Annotated in this window: 18 protein-coding genes and 1 other annotated feature; of the genes, 12 read left to right on the top strand and 6 right to left on the bottom strand. The window is 44.0% G+C overall.

The window, feature by feature from the left end; translation table 11 throughout:
* Positions 1 to 93 precede the first annotated feature (93 nt).
* The 8 genes from murC (at position 94) to motS (ending at position 7,003) form a co-directional block, all read left to right on the top strand.
* A complete protein-coding gene (gene murC, locus NST22_RS15500) occupies positions 94 to 1,392 on the top strand; it encodes a UDP-N-acetylmuramate--L-alanine ligase (RefSeq protein ID WP_003229274.1) in 1,299 nt (432 codons plus the stop codon).
* A 161-nt stretch (positions 1,393 to 1,553) separates the two neighbouring features.
* Complete coding sequence (locus NST22_RS15495) at positions 1,554 to 1,976, top strand: DUF948 domain-containing protein (protein ID WP_003229276.1); 423 nt, start codon at positions 1,554 to 1,556, stop codon at positions 1,974 to 1,976.
* 30 nt (positions 1,977 to 2,006) lie between these two features.
* The gene (locus NST22_RS15490; RefSeq protein WP_004398549.1) at positions 2,007 to 2,462 is read left to right on the top strand and encodes a YtxH domain-containing protein; all 456 of its coding nucleotides are present in this window, start codon (positions 2,007 to 2,009) and stop codon (positions 2,460 to 2,462) included.
* 23 nt (positions 2,463 to 2,485) lie between these two features.
* Positions 2,486 to 2,812 (top strand): bacillithiol system redox-active protein YtxJ, encoded by a 327-nt coding sequence (gene ytxJ / locus NST22_RS15485; RefSeq protein WP_003229280.1) that lies wholly within the window; start codon positions 2,486 to 2,488, stop codon positions 2,810 to 2,812.
* Positions 2,813 to 3,047: 235 nt separating this feature from the next.
* Entirely contained in the window at positions 3,048 to 4,124 is a 1,077-nt protein-coding gene (locus NST22_RS15480) for a bifunctional 3-deoxy-7-phosphoheptulonate synthase/chorismate mutase (RefSeq protein WP_003223454.1), read from the top strand.
* A gap of 275 nt (positions 4,125 to 4,399) precedes the next feature.
* A complete protein-coding gene (gene ccpA, locus NST22_RS15475; protein ID WP_003229285.1) occupies positions 4,400 to 5,404 on the top strand; it encodes a catabolite control protein A in 1,005 nt (334 codons plus the stop codon).
* A 62-nt stretch (positions 5,405 to 5,466) separates the two neighbouring features.
* Positions 5,467 to 6,285, top strand: a complete 819-nt coding sequence (gene motP / locus NST22_RS15470; RefSeq protein WP_004398692.1) for a flagellar motor protein MotP — start codon at positions 5,467 to 5,469, stop codon at positions 6,283 to 6,285.
* Complete coding sequence (motS, locus tag NST22_RS15465) at positions 6,275 to 7,003, top strand: flagellar motor protein MotS (protein WP_003229290.1); 729 nt, start codon at positions 6,275 to 6,277, stop codon at positions 7,001 to 7,003. Before motP ends, motS begins: the two co-directional genes overlap by 11 nt.
* Positions 7,004 to 7,013: 10 nt before the next feature.
* Here motS and NST22_RS15460 read toward each other — a convergent pair whose 3' ends face one another.
* The 3 genes from NST22_RS15460 to acuA are packed head-to-tail and all read right to left on the bottom strand — an operon-like array spanning position 7,014 to position 9,477.
* Complete coding sequence (locus NST22_RS15460) at positions 7,014 to 8,177, bottom strand: acetoin utilization protein AcuC (protein WP_004398517.1); 1,164 nt, start codon at positions 8,175 to 8,177, stop codon at positions 7,014 to 7,016.
* Positions 8,174 to 8,818 (bottom strand): acetoin utilization AcuB family protein, encoded by a 645-nt coding sequence (locus tag NST22_RS15455; RefSeq protein WP_003229294.1) that lies wholly within the window; start codon positions 8,816 to 8,818, stop codon positions 8,174 to 8,176. Before NST22_RS15455 ends, NST22_RS15460 begins: the two co-directional genes overlap by 4 nt.
* Positions 8,819 to 8,844: 26 nt before the next feature.
* Positions 8,845 to 9,477: an acetoin utilization protein acetyltransferase AcuA gene (gene acuA, locus NST22_RS15450; protein WP_003229296.1), complete on the bottom strand. Its 633-nt coding sequence runs from the start codon at positions 9,475 to 9,477 to the stop codon at positions 8,845 to 8,847.
* A gap of 160 nt (positions 9,478 to 9,637) precedes the next feature.
* Between acuA and acsA the strand changes: the two genes are divergently transcribed.
* Together acsA and tyrS are read left to right on the top strand one after the other, a co-directional pair.
* The gene (acsA, locus tag NST22_RS15445) at positions 9,638 to 11,356 is read left to right on the top strand and encodes an acetate--CoA ligase (RefSeq protein ID WP_004399030.1); all 1,719 of its coding nucleotides are present in this window, start codon (positions 9,638 to 9,640) and stop codon (positions 11,354 to 11,356) included.
* Between the two features lie 54 nt (positions 11,357 to 11,410).
* Positions 11,411 to 11,647: a binding site (T-box leader), on the top strand.
* Positions 11,648 to 11,697: 50 nt separating this feature from the next.
* The gene (tyrS, locus tag NST22_RS15440) at positions 11,698 to 12,966 is read left to right on the top strand and encodes a tyrosine--tRNA ligase (protein ID WP_003229300.1); all 1,269 of its coding nucleotides are present in this window, start codon (positions 11,698 to 11,700) and stop codon (positions 12,964 to 12,966) included.
* Between the two features lie 270 nt (positions 12,967 to 13,236).
* On the opposite strand, the gene rpsD is transcribed toward tyrS, so the two are convergent.
* On the bottom strand, positions 13,237 to 13,839 hold the full coding sequence (gene rpsD / locus NST22_RS15435; RefSeq protein WP_003229304.1) for a 30S ribosomal protein S4: 603 nt from the start codon (positions 13,837 to 13,839) through the stop codon (positions 13,237 to 13,239).
* Positions 13,840 to 14,133: 294 nt separating this feature from the next.
* Between rpsD and NST22_RS15430 the strand changes: the two genes are divergently transcribed.
* Positions 14,134 to 15,873, top strand: a complete 1,740-nt coding sequence (locus tag NST22_RS15430) for a diguanylate cyclase (protein ID WP_003229309.1) — start codon at positions 14,134 to 14,136, stop codon at positions 15,871 to 15,873.
* Between the two features lie 37 nt (positions 15,874 to 15,910).
* On the opposite strand, the gene NST22_RS15425 is transcribed toward NST22_RS15430, so the two are convergent.
* Positions 15,911 to 16,402 (bottom strand): GAF domain-containing protein, encoded by a 492-nt coding sequence (locus tag NST22_RS15425; RefSeq protein ID WP_003229311.1) that lies wholly within the window; start codon positions 16,400 to 16,402, stop codon positions 15,911 to 15,913.
* A gap of 126 nt (positions 16,403 to 16,528) precedes the next feature.
* Here NST22_RS15425 and refZ point away from each other — a divergent pair, with 126 nt between their 5' ends.
* The gene (gene refZ / locus NST22_RS15420; protein ID WP_003229313.1) at positions 16,529 to 17,152 is read left to right on the top strand and encodes a transcriptional regulator RefZ; all 624 of its coding nucleotides are present in this window, start codon (positions 16,529 to 16,531) and stop codon (positions 17,150 to 17,152) included.
* Here the strand turns inward: refZ and hisJ are convergent.
* Entirely contained in the window at positions 17,149 to 17,955 is an 807-nt protein-coding gene (hisJ, locus tag NST22_RS15415; RefSeq protein ID WP_003229318.1) for a histidinol-phosphatase HisJ, read from the bottom strand. The genes refZ and hisJ overlap by 4 nt on opposite strands.
* Positions 17,956 to 18,143: the final 188 nt, after the last annotated feature.

The following is an 18,143-nucleotide window of genomic DNA, read 5'->3' as shown; positions in this document are numbered from 1 at the left end:
GCCGCTAAGGGAGGCTTTTCAGCCGCCGCGGTCGCAAATTGAAATGAGCGTCATATACTGGGGAACAGATAGACGTTTGTTGGAGGTACAATTATGACTGTTTATCATTTTGTTGGAATAAAAGGGACCGGTATGAGTCCGCTTGCCCAAATACTTCATGATAATGGATATACTGTCCAAGGATCGGATATCGAAAAATTTATTTTTACGCAAACAGCGCTTGAAAAAAGAAATATTACGATTCTTCCTTTTAGCGCGGAAAATATTAAACCCGGCATGACAGTCATCGCCGGAAACGCATTCCCAGACACGCATCCTGAAATAGAAAAAGCGATGTCTGAGGGAATTCCGGTGATACGTTATCATAAGTTTTTAGGCGACTACATGAAAAAATTCACGAGTGTTGCCGTTACGGGCGCACACGGCAAAACGTCGACTACGGGTCTGCTGGCTCACGTGATCCAAAACGCAAAACCGACGTCTTTCTTAATCGGAGACGGAACAGGCCAGGGAAATGAAAACAGCGAATACTTTGTGTTTGAAGCGTGCGAATACCGCCGCCATTTCTTAAGCTATCAGCCAGATTATGCGATTATGACGAATATTGATTTTGATCACCCTGATTACTTCTCAAGCATTGACGATGTATTTGACGCTTTCCAAGAGATGGCTCTTCAAGTCAACAAAGGCATTATTGCCTGCGGAGACGATGAGCATCTGCCGAAAATCCATGCGAACGTCCCGGTTGTGTATTATGGCACGGGGGAAGAAAATGATTTTCAAGCCAGAAACATCGTAAAAAGCACGGAAGGGACAACTTTTGATGTCTTTGTCCGCAATACGTTCTATGATACGTTTTATATTCCTGCGTACGGCCACCACAATGTATTAAACTCATTGGCGGTCATTGCGTTATGCCATTATGAAGAAATTGATTCCAGCATCATTAAGCATGCTCTCAAATCCTTTGGGGGCGTCAAACGCAGATTCAATGAGAAGCAGCTTGGGGATCAAGTGCTGATTGATGACTATGCCCATCATCCGACAGAAATAAAAGTGACAATCGAGGCGGCAAGACAGAAGTATCCTGATCGGGAAATTGTCGCGGTATTCCAGCCTCATACATTTACCCGGACGCAGCAGTTCCTTGACGAATTTGCAGAAAGCCTGAGCGGCGCCGACTGTGTGTATTTATGCGATATTTTCGGCTCAGCCCGTGAGAATGCCGGAAAGCTGACGATCGGTGATCTCCAGGGAAAAATTCATAATGCCAAGCTGATTGAAGAAGATGACACATCTGTTTTAAAAGCTCATGATAAAGCCGTTCTCATCTTCATGGGAGCAGGAGATATCCAAAAATATATGAGAGCCTACGAAAACGTCATGGCATAATAAAAAGCAGTGATCTCACTGCTTTTTATTTATCTGATGGGAAAGCTTATTAAAGGATTTTCTTACATAACGGAGAATAGTATGTATACAGCCCAGTACACATGTTTATGATTGAAGAAAACGGGTAAACAGCAGTATATCCTGCAGCAAGGAGGTTTGAGATGATTATTATTCTTTATTTGAGCGTTGCACTCATCGCAGTTGCATTTCTCGTATTAGTGATCTACTTGTCTAAAACATTGAAGTCACTGCAGCTGACACTAAAAAACGTCGCATCCACTCTTGAAGGGCTGGAGGGACAAATGAAGGGCATCACAACTGAAACAGCCGAGCTTTTACATAAGACCAACCGCCTGGCTGAAGATATTCAGGAAAAATCAGAAAAGCTGAACACGGTCGTTCATGCTGTTCAAGGAGTGGGAGCTTCTGTACAGCAGTTCAATACATCCATGAAACAAGCGGCAGGGTCTGTATCGGCATCAGTTAGAGAGAATCAAGATAAGATCAATCAAGTTGTCACTTGGAGTCAAGCAGCAATGGAAATTTGGGAGAAATGGAAGCAAAAGAAAAAATCAGCCCTGTAAGAGAAAAAAATACTAAGAGGAGGAATAATGATGAGCAAAGATGGAATTAATAGTAAAGATTTTTTAATCGGAACTTTAATCGGGGGAATCATCGGTGCCACTACAGCTCTTTTTCTAGCGCCTAAATCAGGCAAAGAACTTCGCGACGATCTCGGCAGCCAGGCTGTTGCCTTACGGGACAAAACTGATAAAATGACGGCAGATGCGAAGGAAAAAGGCACGCAATATGTCAGCATCGCAAAAGACAAAACTTCCAACATCACACAGCTTGTAGCGGATCAGTCTGGACAGATCATGAACAAGGTAAAGGATTTGAGAGACCGTTCCAAATCTGACAAAACGGATTCATCGACTGCAATGCAAGATATGAGGGAAGAAGCGATGCAGGCAGCTGATGAAACAAAAGATCAAGTCCTCCAGACGAAAGAAGATGTAAAAGACGAACTGAAAGATGCACAAAAACAGGCTGAGCAGTTGAATCGCTGAGCAGGGAAGGAAGAGCTTGAGTCATGGCTAAACAGCTTATTCAATCTGAGGAAGAATTTAAACGGATTGCAGAACAGGAAGGCGTTTTCGTCTTCTTGAAACACAGCACCACATGCCCGATCAGCCAGGCAGCATTTCATGAGTTTGATGCCTTTGCAAATCAGCATGAGGATGTGCCGGCTTACTATCTTCAAGTACAAGAAGCCCGGCCGCTGTCCAATTTCATTGCAGAAACATATGGGGTCAAGCATGAAAGCCCTCAGATATTCATCATCCAGAACGGTGAAGTGAAATGGCATACCTCACATTCACAAATTACAGAAGCCGCTATTGAGCAGCATTTGTCATAGAAAAAAGCGTCCAGATATCATCTGGCGCTTTTTTTTGTAAAAAACCCTTGAACATTGCCCTCACATCATGTAGGATAGCTTCATAGATTACTTTATCACTTAAAAGCGTTTGGGTAATAAAGTAGAGTTTTTATAAAATTTTTTGTATTTCAGTATTTCCATTTGGAATTACTTATAGTAAGATGCATGATAACTACAAAATAAAAAATGAATGTGCAGGGAAAGGATGAAAAAAATGAGCAACACAGAGTTAGAGCTTTTAAGGCAGAAAGCAGACGAATTAAACCTACAAATTTTAAAATTAATCAACGAACGCGGCAATGTTGTAAAAGAGATCGGTAAAGCGAAGGAAGCACAGGGTGTCAACCGATTTGACCCTGTCAGAGAACGCACAATGTTAAACAATATCATTGAAAACAATGACGGGCCGTTCGAAAATTCAACCATCCAGCACATTTTTAAAGAGATATTCAAAGCCGGTTTAGAGCTTCAGGAAGAAGATCACAGCAAAGCGCTGCTTGTCTCCCGCAAGAAAAAACCTGAAGATACAATTGTTGATATCAAAGGCGAAAAAATCGGAGACGGCCAGCAAAGATTCATTGTCGGCCCATGTGCGGTAGAGAGCTATGAGCAGGTAGCTGAAGTCGCTGCAGCTGCGAAAAAACAAGGGATTAAAATTTTGCGCGGTGGAGCCTTTAAGCCTCGTACGAGCCCATACGATTTCCAAGGGCTTGGTGTTGAAGGCCTTCAAATTTTAAAACGTGTAGCGGATGAATTTGATCTGGCGGTTATCAGTGAAATCGTAACTCCGGCTCATATCGAAGAAGCGCTGGACTACATTGATGTCATTCAAATCGGAGCGCGCAACATGCAAAACTTCGAATTGCTGAAAGCGGCCGGCGCCGTGAAAAAGCCAGTGCTTCTGAAGCGCGGTCTTGCTGCAACGATCTCTGAATTCATCAATGCTGCTGAATACATCATGTCACAAGGAAATGACCAAATTATCCTTTGTGAGCGCGGAATCAGAACATATGAAACAGCAACGAGAAACACGCTGGATATTTCAGCTGTGCCGATTTTGAAACAAGAAACGCATTTGCCAGTCTTTGTTGATGTTACGCATTCAACAGGCCGCCGTGACCTCTTGCTTCCGACAGCTAAAGCCGCTTTAGCGATCGGTGCTGATGGCGTAATGGCTGAGGTTCACCCTGATCCGTCAGTCGCACTTTCTGACTCTGCTCAGCAAATGGCGATTCCTGAATTCGAAAAATGGCTGAATGAACTGAAGCCAATGGTGAAAGTCAACGCTTAATTGAACAATCCAAAAGGCCGCGCCTGCGGCCTTTTTTTATGCTTTCTCGTTTATTTAGTTATAAAAACCAAGTATACGTTTTCATCATCTATAAAAACGTGTATAATTTCATGAGAAGTAATTAAATTTGATGAATAATGAAAAATAATGTACACTACTGACTTACGCTTACAAATCATAAACGACATAAATTCGGACATTATGACATTTCTCTACATAAAGTGTTTATGCTATAGATAAGGATAAGTGTATCCAGTAAAAGGAGTGGTTTTAGGATGAGCAATATTACGATCTACGATGTAGCGAGAGAAGCTAATGTAAGCATGGCAACCGTTTCCCGTGTCGTGAACGGCAACCCGAATGTAAAACCGACAACGAGGAAAAAAGTCTTGGAAGCCATTGAACGTCTCGGTTACCGTCCAAACGCGGTGGCAAGAGGGCTGGCAAGTAAAAAAACAACAACTGTAGGTGTCATCATTCCCGATATCTCAAGCATTTTCTATTCAGAGCTTGCGCGCGGAATTGAAGATATCGCGACAATGTATAAATACAATATTATTTTGAGCAACTCTGACCAAAACATGGAGAAAGAGCTGCACTTGTTAAACACAATGCTCGGCAAACAAGTGGACGGCATCGTGTTTATGGGCGGAAACATTACGGACGAGCATGTGGCGGAATTTAAGCGTTCTCCAGTGCCGATTGTACTTGCCGCTTCTGTAGAAGAGCAGGAGGAAACACCGTCAGTCGCTATCGATTACGAACAGGCGATTTATGATGCCGTGAAGCTTTTGGTTGATAAAGGACATACAGACATCGCGTTCGTTTCCGGACCAATGGCAGAACCGATCAACCGTTCGAAAAAACTCCAAGGCTACAAACGTGCGCTTGAAGAAGCGAACCTTCCGTTTAATGAACAATTTGTAGCTGAAGGGGATTACACATATGATTCCGGACTCGAAGCACTGCAGCATCTGATGAGCCTGGATAAAAAACCGACAGCCATTCTTTCTGCAACTGATGAAATGGCACTCGGCATTATCCATGCCGCTCAGGATCAGGGCTTATCCATTCCGGAGGATCTCGACATTATCGGTTTTGATAATACAAGATTAAGCCTCATGGTTCGTCCTCAGCTTTCAACAGTTGTTCAGCCGACATATGATATCGGCGCCGTTGCGATGAGACTGCTGACGAAGCTCATGAATAAAGAGCCGGTTGAAGAGCATATCGTCGAACTGCCGCACCGTATAGAGCTTAGAAAGTCAACCAAGTCATAAGAAAAACAAAGAGCAAGCTTCACCTTTATGGTGAATTCTTGCTTTTTTCATGGGGAGAAATGATGAAACGTTTTGATTATCTTACACCTGTTGGATTTGTGTTAGGAACGATTATTATTGTTATCGGGATTATTTCAGGATCGGGAGTAAGCGGTTTCCGCTCTTTTCTTGATCTGACCTCTTTCTTCATCGTAACAGGGGGACTTTGCGCCGCTGTTTTTATCAGTTTTCCGCCAAGTGAGCTGAAAAAAGCGCCCTCTGTGTTAAAGCAGGCATTCATCCGCCAGGAAGACAATGTGAAAGATCTTGTGAAAACCTTTGTTTCCCTTTCCGATCACGCGCGAAAACACGGGCTTTTATCATTGGATGATCAGGCTCGGGAAATCAAAGATCCATTCTTGAAAAAAGGGCTGCTTTTAGCGATTGACGGCTGGGATGAAGAAACGATTCGGCTCGTCATGGATTCAGAAATCGCAGCAATGGAGGAACGGCACCGAAAAGGGCGGCGAGTTTTTGAAAAAGCGGGAGAATTCGCTCCGGCATGGGGAATGATCGGAACACTCGTCGGGCTTGTGCTGATGCTCAAAAACTTAAACGACCCGCATATGCTCGGACCAAACATGGCCATTGCGCTTCTGACGACTTTATATGGTTCATTACTGGCAAATATGGTCTTCAACCCGATCGCGGCTAAGCTTGAAGAGAAAACAGAAAGTGAAATTTTCATCAAGCAGGTAATGGTGGAAGGGATTATCGGTGTTCAATCCGGAAAAAACCCGCGCAACCTTGAAAGCCAGCTGGTCGTTTTCAGCTCACGGGAAGAATGGCAGAAGCAGCCAAAACAAGTAAAAACAAAAAAGGGATCTGTACATGAAGCTTAGAAGAGAACGTTTTGAAAGAAGGAATGGAAGCGGAAAAAACAGTCAATCTTCATCCAGCTGGATGGTAACCTTTACAGATCTGATCACCTTGATCCTTGTGTTCTTTATTTTACTCTTTTCGATGTCCCAAATCGATCTGCAAAAATTCAAAGCGGCAGTGGACTCGATCCAGAAGGAAGGCAACGGGCTTCAGCCGGACCAAACATCCATAGAAAAAAAGAATACATCCCCATCTGATACGAAGAAGCAAGAGGATCAGCAGGATCAGCTTCTCAAGAAAGTAAATACATATATAAAAGACAATCATTTGAAGGCCCAAATGACAGCCAAACGGGATGAACGCGGTGTCGTGCTCGTTCTTCAGGAGGCTGTGCTGTTTGATACAGGTGAGGCAAAGGTGCTGAAAAATGCCGAAACACTTCTTCACCAAATTGCCGTTCTTCTTCAAACAATTCCAAATGACATTCAGGTTGAGGGACATACAGACAGCCGAAACATTTCGACATACCGATACCCGTCGAACTGGGAGCTATCAGCAGCACGGGCAAGTGGAGTGATTCAATACTTCACGTCTAAAGAGAAGCTTCCCTCCAAGCGCTTTATTGCTGTCGGTTATGCGGATACAAAGCCAGTAAAGGATAACAAGACAAATGAACACATGAAGGAAAATCGGCGTGTGGAAATAGTGATTAAAAAATCAAAAACGACCTCTTCGTAAAGGTCGTTTTTTACTTTGTTCTTTGCTGTTCAGAACGTATCGCATATAATGCTTTGCTGACAGTTTGGGCATTTTTTTCTGTAATTTCAGGCTTGCGGGGAATCGGAGGATATAAATCAGCCGGATCGCTCCAGCTCGACGGAAGGGCCACGGGGCATTGTTTTTGCCATTTAACAATCCATTCCGGCGGGATCTCGTGACCCGGGTCAATTCCCTTCATTTCAAGCCATATTCTGGCCCAGGCGCGGGGCACGACACGCCAAATATCATATCCGCCGCCTCCGACTGCAATCCATTTCCCTCCGCAATATTGATGAGCCAAAGTGTGTGCAAGACGGGGGATTTCTTCGTATATATTGATTGTTGCTGATAAATGCGTCAGCGGGTCGTAGTAATGGGCATCGGCGCCGTTTTGGCTGATAATGACATCGGGCTCGAAATACGCGGCGACTTCTGAAGCTGCTGTCCGGTAAGCCTCAAGAAAAGAATCATCCTCTGTAAAAGCGTCAAGCGGAATATTAAAGGAATAGCCATATCCTTTTCCGCTTCCTTTTTCTTGGATCTGACCGGTTCCAGGGAATAAATACCTTCCTGTTTCATGAATGGACAGCGTGCATACGTCAGGATTATCGTAAAATGTAAATTGCACACCGTCCCCGTGGTGGGCGTCCGTATCAATATAAAGCACTCTGGCGCTATATTTTTTCTGGATATATTGAATAGCCACAGCGCTGTCGTTGTATATGCAGAATCCTGATGCTCTCCCGCGAAAGCCGTGATGAAGCCCTCCGCCAAGGTTTGCCGCATGCAGGGCTTGTCCTGACATGACCCAGTCTGCGGCCGTTAAAGTGCCGCCGACCAAGAGTGATGCCGCTTCGTGCATGCCGGCAAAGACGGGTGTGTCTTCAGTGCCGAGCCCGTAGCTTTCTCCTTCTTCAGCGGGGAGCTTTCCGGCGCCCGCAAGCTTTACGGCCTGAATGTAATCGTCCGTGTGGACAAGGGAAAGCTCCTCTTCTGAAGCGAGTCTGGGGGTGACAATGTCTCCATCATCAAAGGCATTGATCGTCTTAAGCAAATCATATGTTAACAGAACCCGCTGCTGATTAAAGGGATGCTCCTGATGAAACATATAGGTTTGGTAGGATGGAGAATAGATAAATACACTGTCTCTCATAGCAGATCCCTTTGCTCTGACGGCCATACGACGTGGTGTCCATTTCTTTGTAATGCCTGCAAAAACGGCAGCGGATTCATCGTTTTTACACGGAAGACAAGCACTTTTACACCGGGATCGTCATGCGGATAAACAAGCACGCTTAATATTTTCACTTGAAGGTCTTGGCAAAGACTGCTGATCTCAGCGAGGCTTTTGGTGATGTCGTTTACTTTTATCTCAATTTGCGAGCCCGGCTGGTCAGCGCCTGTCAATTTGACAAACGTCCGCAGCAAATCGGTTTTTGTTAAAATGCCTATTAATTTTTGATGGTGTACCACTGGTAGGCAGCCGATGCCATGCTCGTAGAACACGGCTGATATTTCTTCGACAAAATCTAACGGGTGGGCGCAGACAACATCCTTTTTCATAATTGAATCTACGCTTCGTGTGAGAAATAGGCTTCGTTTGTTTTCTTCAAAAATACTCGGGCTGGCCTGTTTCATGTCCCTGTCTGTAATCATGCCGATCACGTGTCGTTCTTCATCTACAACAGGCAGATGCCTGATATGGAATTCCTTCAGTTTGCATATTGCTGTTTCAAGCGTATCCGTCTTCGTTAATGTAATGACATCTCTTTTCATGATTTGCTCAACAATCATTATTTTTTCCCCTTTGTCAGTGTCAGTTAATACATATAACGATGATAAAAACGGAGCCTGTCAAATTGCTCAATTGATTCTTGGCTGACGTTTTTTCCAATGCGGGCCATCAGACAGTTTGCAGGGTGGGAGCTGATCTCCGGCTCATCCGTTGCAAACCAGACCAATCCGCCTGCATTCATCATCTTTTCCATGATCTTTCTGTATTCCCACACATCTTTTTTCATCCCTTTTAAATCCCAATGCCAGTAATATTCTGTCGTCATCACAATGTAGTTTTCCATTTGTTCATCCATCATGCTGACGGTCAGGAGCGTCTTTCCGACAGCGCATCCCCGATAGTCCGGCGCTACTTCGATGGCTCCGAGCTCAATCAAATCCTCCATATTTCCTTCAGACCATCTTTCGAGCGGGTCAGGATATAAATACGTGACATAGCCGACAATGGTTCGGCCGTCTCTGGCAATAATAATGCGCCCTTCGGGAAGGCCTGCAATGTCGACTAGCGCTTCATGCTGCTCGCGAGGCGGGCGAAATGCGGTTAAATCTTTATGAAACTCATAACCTGCCAAATCCTCTGGAGAGACAGGCCCTTCTATCAGTAAAGAGCCGGTTGCTGTTTTGATGTTTGCTGAATGGTATGTTTTATGATGTTCCACTAATTCACCGTCCCATCAATTCTTATCAAAAATACATGCCTTCTTTAAGAATACCAAATTATAAAGCGTTTTCAACATGGTTTATATTTTAAAAATTGAGAAGAATATGAATATATACTATAATAATTGTGACAACTTCAGCAAAGGGGGATGTTTGGGCATGAACTTGAAAGCGTTACCAGCAATAGAGGGGGATCATAACTTAAAAAACTATGAAGAAACGTACCGGCATTTTGATTGGGCCGAGGCAGAGAAACATTTCTCTTGGCATGAGACAGGGAAACTGAATGCGGCGTATGAAGCGATTGACCGCCATGCCGAATCGTTTCGAAAAAACAAAGTAGCGCTTTATTATAAAGACGCAAAAAGGGATGAAAAATACACATTTAAAGAAATGAAGGAAGAATCAAACAGAGCCGGGAATGTGCTGAGACGGTATGGAAATGTGGAAAAAGGGGACCGCGTTTTTATTTTTATGCCGAGATCACCCGAGCTTTATTTTATTATGCTTGGCGCAATCAAAATTGGCGCCATCGCCGGGCCGCTGTTCGAAGCATTTATGGAGGGAGCGGTGAAAGACCGGCTTGAAAACAGTGAGGCAAAGGTTGTTGTCACAACGCCTGAGCTGCTGGAGAGAATACCGGTAGACAAACTGCCTCACTTGCAGCATGTCTTCGTAGTCGGGGGAGAGGCTGAGAGCGGCACGAATATCATCAATTATGATGAAGCAGCGAAACAGGAAAGCACAAGATTGGATATCGAATGGATGGATAAAAAAGACGGCTTTCTGCTTCACTATACATCAGGTTCCACTGGTACGCCAAAGGGCGTGTTGCATGTCCATGAAGCGATGATTCAGCAATATCAAACAGGAAAGTGGGTCCTTGATTTAAAGGAAGAAGACATTTATTGGTGCACGGCTGATCCAGGCTGGGTGACAGGTACGGTATACGGCATTTTTGCACCGTGGCTGAACGGAGCGACAAATGTCATCGTCGGCGGACGTTTCAGCCCGGAAAGCTGGTATGGAACGATTGAACAGCTTGGCGTCAATGTCTGGTACAGCGCGCCGACAGCTTTTCGGATGCTGATGGGAGCGGGAGATGAAATGGCTGCGAAATATGATCTAACTTCACTCCGGCATGTGCTCAGTGTCGGTGAGCCGCTAAATCCGGAAGTCATCAGATGGGGACATAAAGTTTTTAACAAACGAATCCATGATACCTGGTGGATGACCGAAACGGGCAGTCAGCTCATCTGCAACTATCCTTGCATGGATATTAAACCGGGTTCAATGGGTAAGCCGATTCCAGGAGTGGAGGCAGCGATCGTTGACAATCAAGGCAACGAGCTACCGCCGTACCGAATGGGCAATCTCGCCATCAAAAAGGGCTGGCCTTCCATGATGCATACCATTTGGAATAACCCTGAAAAGTATGAATCGTATTTCATGCCGGGCGGCTGGTATGTGTCTGGGGATTCTGCTTACATGGATGAAGAGGGATACTTTTGGTTCCAAGGCAGAGTTGATGACGTCATCATGACCTCCGGTGAGCGCGTCGGCCCATTTGAAGTGGAAAGCAAGCTTGTCGAACATCCGGCTATTGCAGAAGCAGGCGTTATCGGAAAGCCTGACCCGGTGCGTGGAGAAATCATTAAAGCCTTTATTGCACTCAGGGAAGGATTTGAGCCGTCTGATAAACTGAAAGAAGAGATCCGCCTATTTGTAAAGCAGGGTCTTGCAGCCCATGCGGCTCCGCGTGAGATCGAATTTAAAGATAAGCTTCCGAAAACCAGAAGCGGAAAGATCATGAGGCGCGTGCTGAAGGCATGGGAGCTTAATCTGCCGGCTGGAGATCTGTCAACAATGGAGGATTAAAAGGCGGCGTTGACACAGGATTTTATTTATGTTAAAAATGATATAGCTTCATATGAAAAGGTAAAGATTGAGACAAGTAGAATATCCTTACGTTCCAGAGAGCTGATGGCCGGTGAAAATCAGCACAGACGGATATATCGAATACACTCATGAACCGCTTTTGCAAACAAAGCCGGCCAGGCTTTCAGTAGTGAAAGAACGGACCTGATCCGTTATCAGGCAAAGTGATAAGACGAATGTTTGCATTCTCTTATTAGTAGGGTGGTACCGCGATAATCAATCGTCCCTTCGTGTAAACGAAGGGGCGTTTTTTATTTTAATTAAAAAAGGAGCTTTATCTTATGACTAACTTACTTGAAGACTTATCCTTCCGCGGATTGATTCAGCAAATGACAGATGAAGAAGGGTTAAATAAACAGCTGAATGAAGAAAAAATCCGCTTGTACTCAGGCTTTGACCCTACAGCAGACAGCTTGCATATCGGACACCTGCTGCCTATTTTAACACTTCGCCGTTTTCAGCTTGCAGGGCATCATCCGATTGCGCTTGTGGGCGGCGCGACGGGCCTCATCGGTGATCCAAGCGGAAAAAAAGCAGAGCGTACATTAAACACTGCTGACATCGTATCCGAATGGTCCCAAAAAATCAAAAACCAGCTGTCCAGATTTCTAGATTTTGAAGCAGCAGAAAACCCAGCTGTCATCGCGAACAACTTTGACTGGATCGGCAAAATGAATGTGATCGATTTCCTTCGTGACGTTGGTAAAAATTTCGGCATCAATTACATGCTGGCAAAAGATACGGTCAGCTCAAGAATTGAATCCGGCATCTCGTACACGGAATTCAGCTACATGATTCTTCAATCTTATGATTTCTTAAATCTTTACAGAGACAAAAACTGTAAACTGCAAATCGGCGGAAGCGATCAGTGGGGCAACATCACAGCGGGTCTTGAACTGATCAGAAAATCAGAAGAAGAAGGAGCAAAAGCGTTTGGCCTAACGATTCCGCTTGTCACAAAAGCAGACGGCACGAAGTTCGGAAAAACGGAAGGCGGCGCGATCTGGCTTGATAAAGAAAAAACATCGCCATATGAATTCTATCAATTCTGGATCAACACAGACGACCGTGACGTTGTCAAATACTTGAAATACTTCACGTTCCTTTCAAAAGAGGAAATTGAAGCATACGCTGAAAAAACAGAAACGGCGCCAGAAAAACGTGAAGCGCAAAAACGCCTGGCAGAAGAAGTGACATCACTTGTTCACGGACGCGAGGCGCTGGAGCAAGCCATCAACATCTCCCAAGCGCTGTTCAGCGGCAATATTAAAGAGCTTTCTGCTCAAGACGTAAAAGTAGGCTTTAAAGATGTTCCTTCTATGGAAGTTGACAGCACCCAAGAGCTTTCACTTGTAGATGTGTTGGTGCAATCTAAATTATCTCCTTCTAAACGCCAAGCGCGTGAAGACATCCAAAACGGAGCTGTTTACATTAACGGTGAACGCCAGACGGAAATAAATTATACCCTATCAGGTGAAGACCGCATCGAAAACCAATTTACTGTTCTGCGCCGCGGGAAGAAAAAATACTTCCTTGTGACGTATAAATAAGAAAAAGATCCTTTGCCACTGAAGGCAAAGGATCTTTTTGTTTACCGCATAGGAATGAAAGGAAAAGAGTATATTAGATAGGGCAAACACGACCAATCACCACCTTTTAAATGAAAGGAGCGCTAAAGCGTGAATCTCATGTGTACGATTGCAAAAGAACGGCTGCAGCGGGATCATTGGGAGCAGCAGGCGCAAGATAGTGTTGGCCAGCAAGAGGCGAAAGCCGATAAAAAAACCCCGACCGCATAGCGGCAGGGGTTTTTAAAACGATTAACGAGAGTAGAACTCAACGATAAGCGCTTCGTTAATTTCCGGAGCAAGTTCAGAACGCTCAGGAAGACGAGTGAAAGTACCTTCAAGCTTTTCAGCGTCGAAAGTAAGGTATTCAGGAACGAAGTTGTTCACTTCAACAGATTCTTTGATGATAGAAAGGTTTCTTGATTTTTCGCGAACACCGATTGTTTGACCAGGTTTCACTAGGTAAGACGGGATGTCAACGCGGCTTCCGTCTACAAGAATGTGACCGTGGTTAACCAATTGGCGAGCTTGACGGCGAGTACGTGCTAAACCTAGCTTGTACACAACGTTATCAAGACGAGAATCTAAAAGAATCATGAAGTTTTCACCGTGTTTACCAGCTAGTTTGCCAGCTTTGTCAAACAAAGTGCGGAATTGACGTTCGTTTACACCGTACATGTGACGAAGCTTTTGCTTTTCTTGCAATTGCAAACCGTATTCTGATAATTTTTTACGTTGTCCTGGGCCGTGTGGACCTGGAGCGTAAGGGCGTTTTTCTAATTCTTTTCCTGTACCGCTAAGAGAGATTCCTAGACGGCGGGACAGTTTCCAAGATGGACCTGTATAGCGAGCCATAATGTGACTCCTCCTTTGGTTTTATTTTTGTGGAAAATAAAAACCGTCTGCTCTATTCGACCATGCACATTTTGTTTTCATGTATCCTCGCTCCAGCAGCAGAGAGTTACACGATACACCTTATTGATAAGGAACAAAATGAAAACATAGAAGCTGAACAAAAAGGCTGCAATATTTCACACAAAGGTCATTATATAATTTATTTGTTTTGAAGTCAACCATTCCTCCATTATTGCTTCACCGTTTATGATATAATAAACAAAAATTAGTGGTAAACTTTTAGGTGATAAAAACATGGTAGAACAAACTAAAGATCAATTATCCGCCTTTCATTATCATATGCTCGATTTTTTATTAACCAAATCTGAAAAAGTCACATTCACCGACTCTTTCATATGGCTGACTTCGGCTATTCAAACCTATTTTTCAACCCTTTGTGTTTCGCTTACACCGTCACCATCAGACTTTGTGACAAAACTGGCAGATGGTGAAGCGCGTTTTTCCGCTTCAAAAATAAACGCTTCATGTTATCTGATTGAGGACGGCTCCGGCAGGCGTTTCCATCTTGCGTGCAGGCAGGATGAAGAGATTCCTGAAGGGCTTCCGGACGTGGTTGCTTCATTTTTAAACCAGTCGATGAAACAGGAAAGACTCTATAACAAAACGATCTACCAAAAAAAGATATACAAAATGACAGAGCTGTTCCATTCACTGCTTGATCAGACAGATGTGCTGAAGCAGCTTTTAGAAAGCTTGACAAGCACATTTTCTCTTTTTGAGTTTTCTTTATTTATATCGCACGATCAAGACCAATGTTTAGGGATTCCTGCAAAAGAGCTGTATATGGAAGGGGAAAAATCCGATTCCTTTGCGCTCAAAGTGTATTTGTCCGGAGACATTTTGCGGAAAAATGAATCTGTCGCCTATATTCCGATCAAAGGACAGCAGGGCACATACGGGGTGTTGAAGGCTGAAGGAACGGGTGACAGCTTTCTTACTGATGCCTGCCTTGATGAAATGTCGCTGTTAGCAAACGCCGCGGGAAAAGCGTTTGAAAATGCCCAGCTCTACGAACAATCCAAAGCAAGCATCGCAAATTTGGAATTGATTAATGAAACATCACGACGCCTGAATCAGCGGCTGACATTGACTGATACAATGAATGATCTGGCTGTGAGAATGGCAGAATCGTTTCAGGCAGAAGAAGTGGGATTTTTTCATATAGACCATTTTGAAAACCTAACATTGCTCCCAGGCAGCACAGCATTTTTTAAAGAAGCGAAGCCGTCAGATTTTTATAATGAGCTGAAAGAAAAGCTGTATGAAGGTGAAAAAGGGGTTTTCATCGGGAATGGCCAGTCTGTTTTTGGGAAGGCGGGGTACGGCTCGCTGATGGCTGCTCCGATGATTCAAAACGACCGGCTTTTAGGCTTTGCGGTTTTATTGAAACAGGAGCTGTACGCTTTTACATTTGAAATGTACAAGCTGTTTCAGGCGCTGATTCATCACGCGACACTGGCTGTAACCAATTCAATGCTTCGCGACCGCCTTGAGCATCTCGTGAAAACAGATCAGCTGACTGAACTGTATTCACGAGCGTATTTAGATGAAAAAATTCAATACAGCATGAAAATCCATCAAAAGGGTGTTTTTATTCTTGTTGATATTGATAATTTTAAAAATGTAAATGATACGTACGGCCATCAGACTGGGGACGAGATTTTAATTCAAGTCGCTTCAGTGATTAAAAGCAACATCCGAAAGCATGATGTCGGTGCCCGCTGGGGAGGAGAGGAGCTGGCGATTTATTTGCCAAATGTGCCGGTTGCAGTGGGGAAACGGATTACCGAGCGACTGGTTTACGCGGTCAGAAAAAATACGAAACCCGAGGTAACCATTTCCTGCGGTATCTCCTGCTGGACGACAGAAACAAAAAAGTCGCTGAAAGAGCTTGTGCATGAGGCAGATGAAGCGCTCTACAGCGCGAAACGGAGCGGGAAAAACCGCTTGATGATTCATGACTCAATAAAATAAAAAAAGCCCAAAACGATATCAGTTTTGGGCTTTTATATTACTGCGCTAACGCTTTTTCTAGCGTTTCGGCAAATTGAGTTAAGTATTTTTCATCAATTTCGTCGAAACGGTTTTTCACTGGGCTGTCGATGTCCAAGACGCCGACAATTTTTCCGTCTACACGAATCGGAAGCACAATTTCTGATTGAGACGCTGCATCGCAGGCGATATGTCCCGGAAACGCGTTTACATCCTCAATACGTTCCACTTTTCCGTTTGCGTACGCTGTGCCGCAAACCCCTCTGCCGAAAGGAATCCGAACACATGCCGGCAGGCCTTGGAACGGACCTAACACAAGCTGTCCATCCTCTTCTTTGGCAAAATAGAAACCCGCCCAGTTGACTTCAGGCAGCGAATGATACAGCAGTGCTGAGGCATTTGCATAGTTAGCTATTTGGTCTGTTTCGTCTTCGGTCATGGCTTCGAGCTGTTTTAGCAGAAGCTGATAGTCTTTTTCTTTATCTCCAGATTGTTTTTCGACATGGAACATGGAAAACCCTCACTTTTTCTATAATATAAAACAAAGTTCCGGCTTTTCTGCCGGCATTTGTCGATAAGTTCTTACAGGAACAGCGGCTTTCTGCTTGAATAGTATCAAGAGGAAGGAGTGAGCCGTATGAAAGTAAGCACCAAAGACAAAATTATTGAATCTGCTGTCATGCTTTTTAACCAAAAAGGATTTTCTGGCACGTCTGTCCGTGAAATCGCAAAGTCAGCTGATGTAAATGTTGCGCACATCTCCTACTATTTTAAAGGCAAAGGAGGCTTGATGGAACACTTAGTTTCAGAGTTTTACGAAGGCTACAGCAAAACGCTTGAAACAGCGGCAAGCAATATCTCTACTCAAAGCACGCAGGAACAGCTTCTTCAATTGGTTTTCGATATTTTATCCTATCAGCATAATCATCGTCAATTAACTCGTTTTGTCTACCGGGAAGTCACAATTGACTCCACATTAATCAGGGAAATTATGTCGACATATCTAATGAAGGAAAAGTATATCTTCCAGCTGATCATTGAGGAAGGAGAAAAACAGCGTGAATATTTAACGCTGCCGCTGCCTCATTTTATTCTCCAATTAAAATCTCTCTTGATGATGCCCTATCTCCAGCCTCAATATATTTCAGAAGTACTCTACATGCAGCCGCACGAGCCGTATTTTTATAAAATGTATTTTGAAGAAATCAAGATTTGGATCAGAAGCGTCTTCCGGACAGGAGACGTGGCGCTCACCAACTAGCACCGTTCCAAAAACGCCTCATACGCATATCCGACATCTCCCGCTTGATGGGCATCAGACCCAAACACAAGCGGGATCTTCTTTTGCTTCGCTTCATTCAGCATCCAATCCTCGATATAAATACCGCCAGCGTAAGTTTTTCTTAAGCCGGAAGTATTGAAGTCGAGCTCCATTCCGTTTTCTTCAATGGCATTCAGGCACAGAGAAACGAGGCCGCGAATATGCTCTGACATGCTGTATGGAAACAGCTTGATGAATTTTTGGACGAGTGTGATGTGACCGACTCTTTTTGGCTTATAAACGCCGAGAGATGCTACAATGGAAGAATAGATACTCCGGTAATATTGTTCATATACCGCTTCAATGCTTCCGCAGGCTGAAATCAGCTCTTTGAAGGTATGCTCGTCATAATCAAGGCATAGATAGGAAGAGTCTGTGCGCAAAAAATGAACGGATAAGATGCTGTCATCTAAATATGGCCCGTATGTGTCTAGGAATAATGTAATTTCGTCTTCAAATTCAGCGATATAATCGACTTCAAGCCCTGTCCGTATGCTAAGCTGTCCGCGATATTCTTTTTTTAATCCGGAAATTTCATGAATATAGCGTTCCAAAGAAGCTTGCGCCATCGCGCTGTCTTTCAGCGGCGTGGGATCGGTAAAAGATGGCGGCAATGGGGCGTGTTCGGTAAAAGTAATCGATTCGAACCCTTTTTTTAAGGCTTCTTCTGCATATTGTCTGAGTGTGTCATTGGAGCCGTGAGGGCAAAATGGTGTGTGAATATGTCCGTCTCGCTTTTGCATTGATGTCACCCCATGAAAAAATAGTCAAATCCTGCCGATTTTGCACAAAAAGTTTTTGATTTCTGGTCAAAAAATGTTTGTTACATGGTATCATAATAACAATGAAAACGACAGTTTTTCTCAATACATATCCTGAAATCTTTCTGAATAAATAAAACACCCTGACAGATTAAGGTAAACAGCAAGGG

Origin of the sequence: Bacillus sp. PS237, assembly GCF_037963345.1 — a bacterium.
GTDB lineage: Bacteria > Bacillota > Bacilli > Bacillales > Bacillaceae > Bacillus > Bacillus subtilis.
This window is presented reverse-complemented; position numbering and strand designations above follow the sequence as displayed.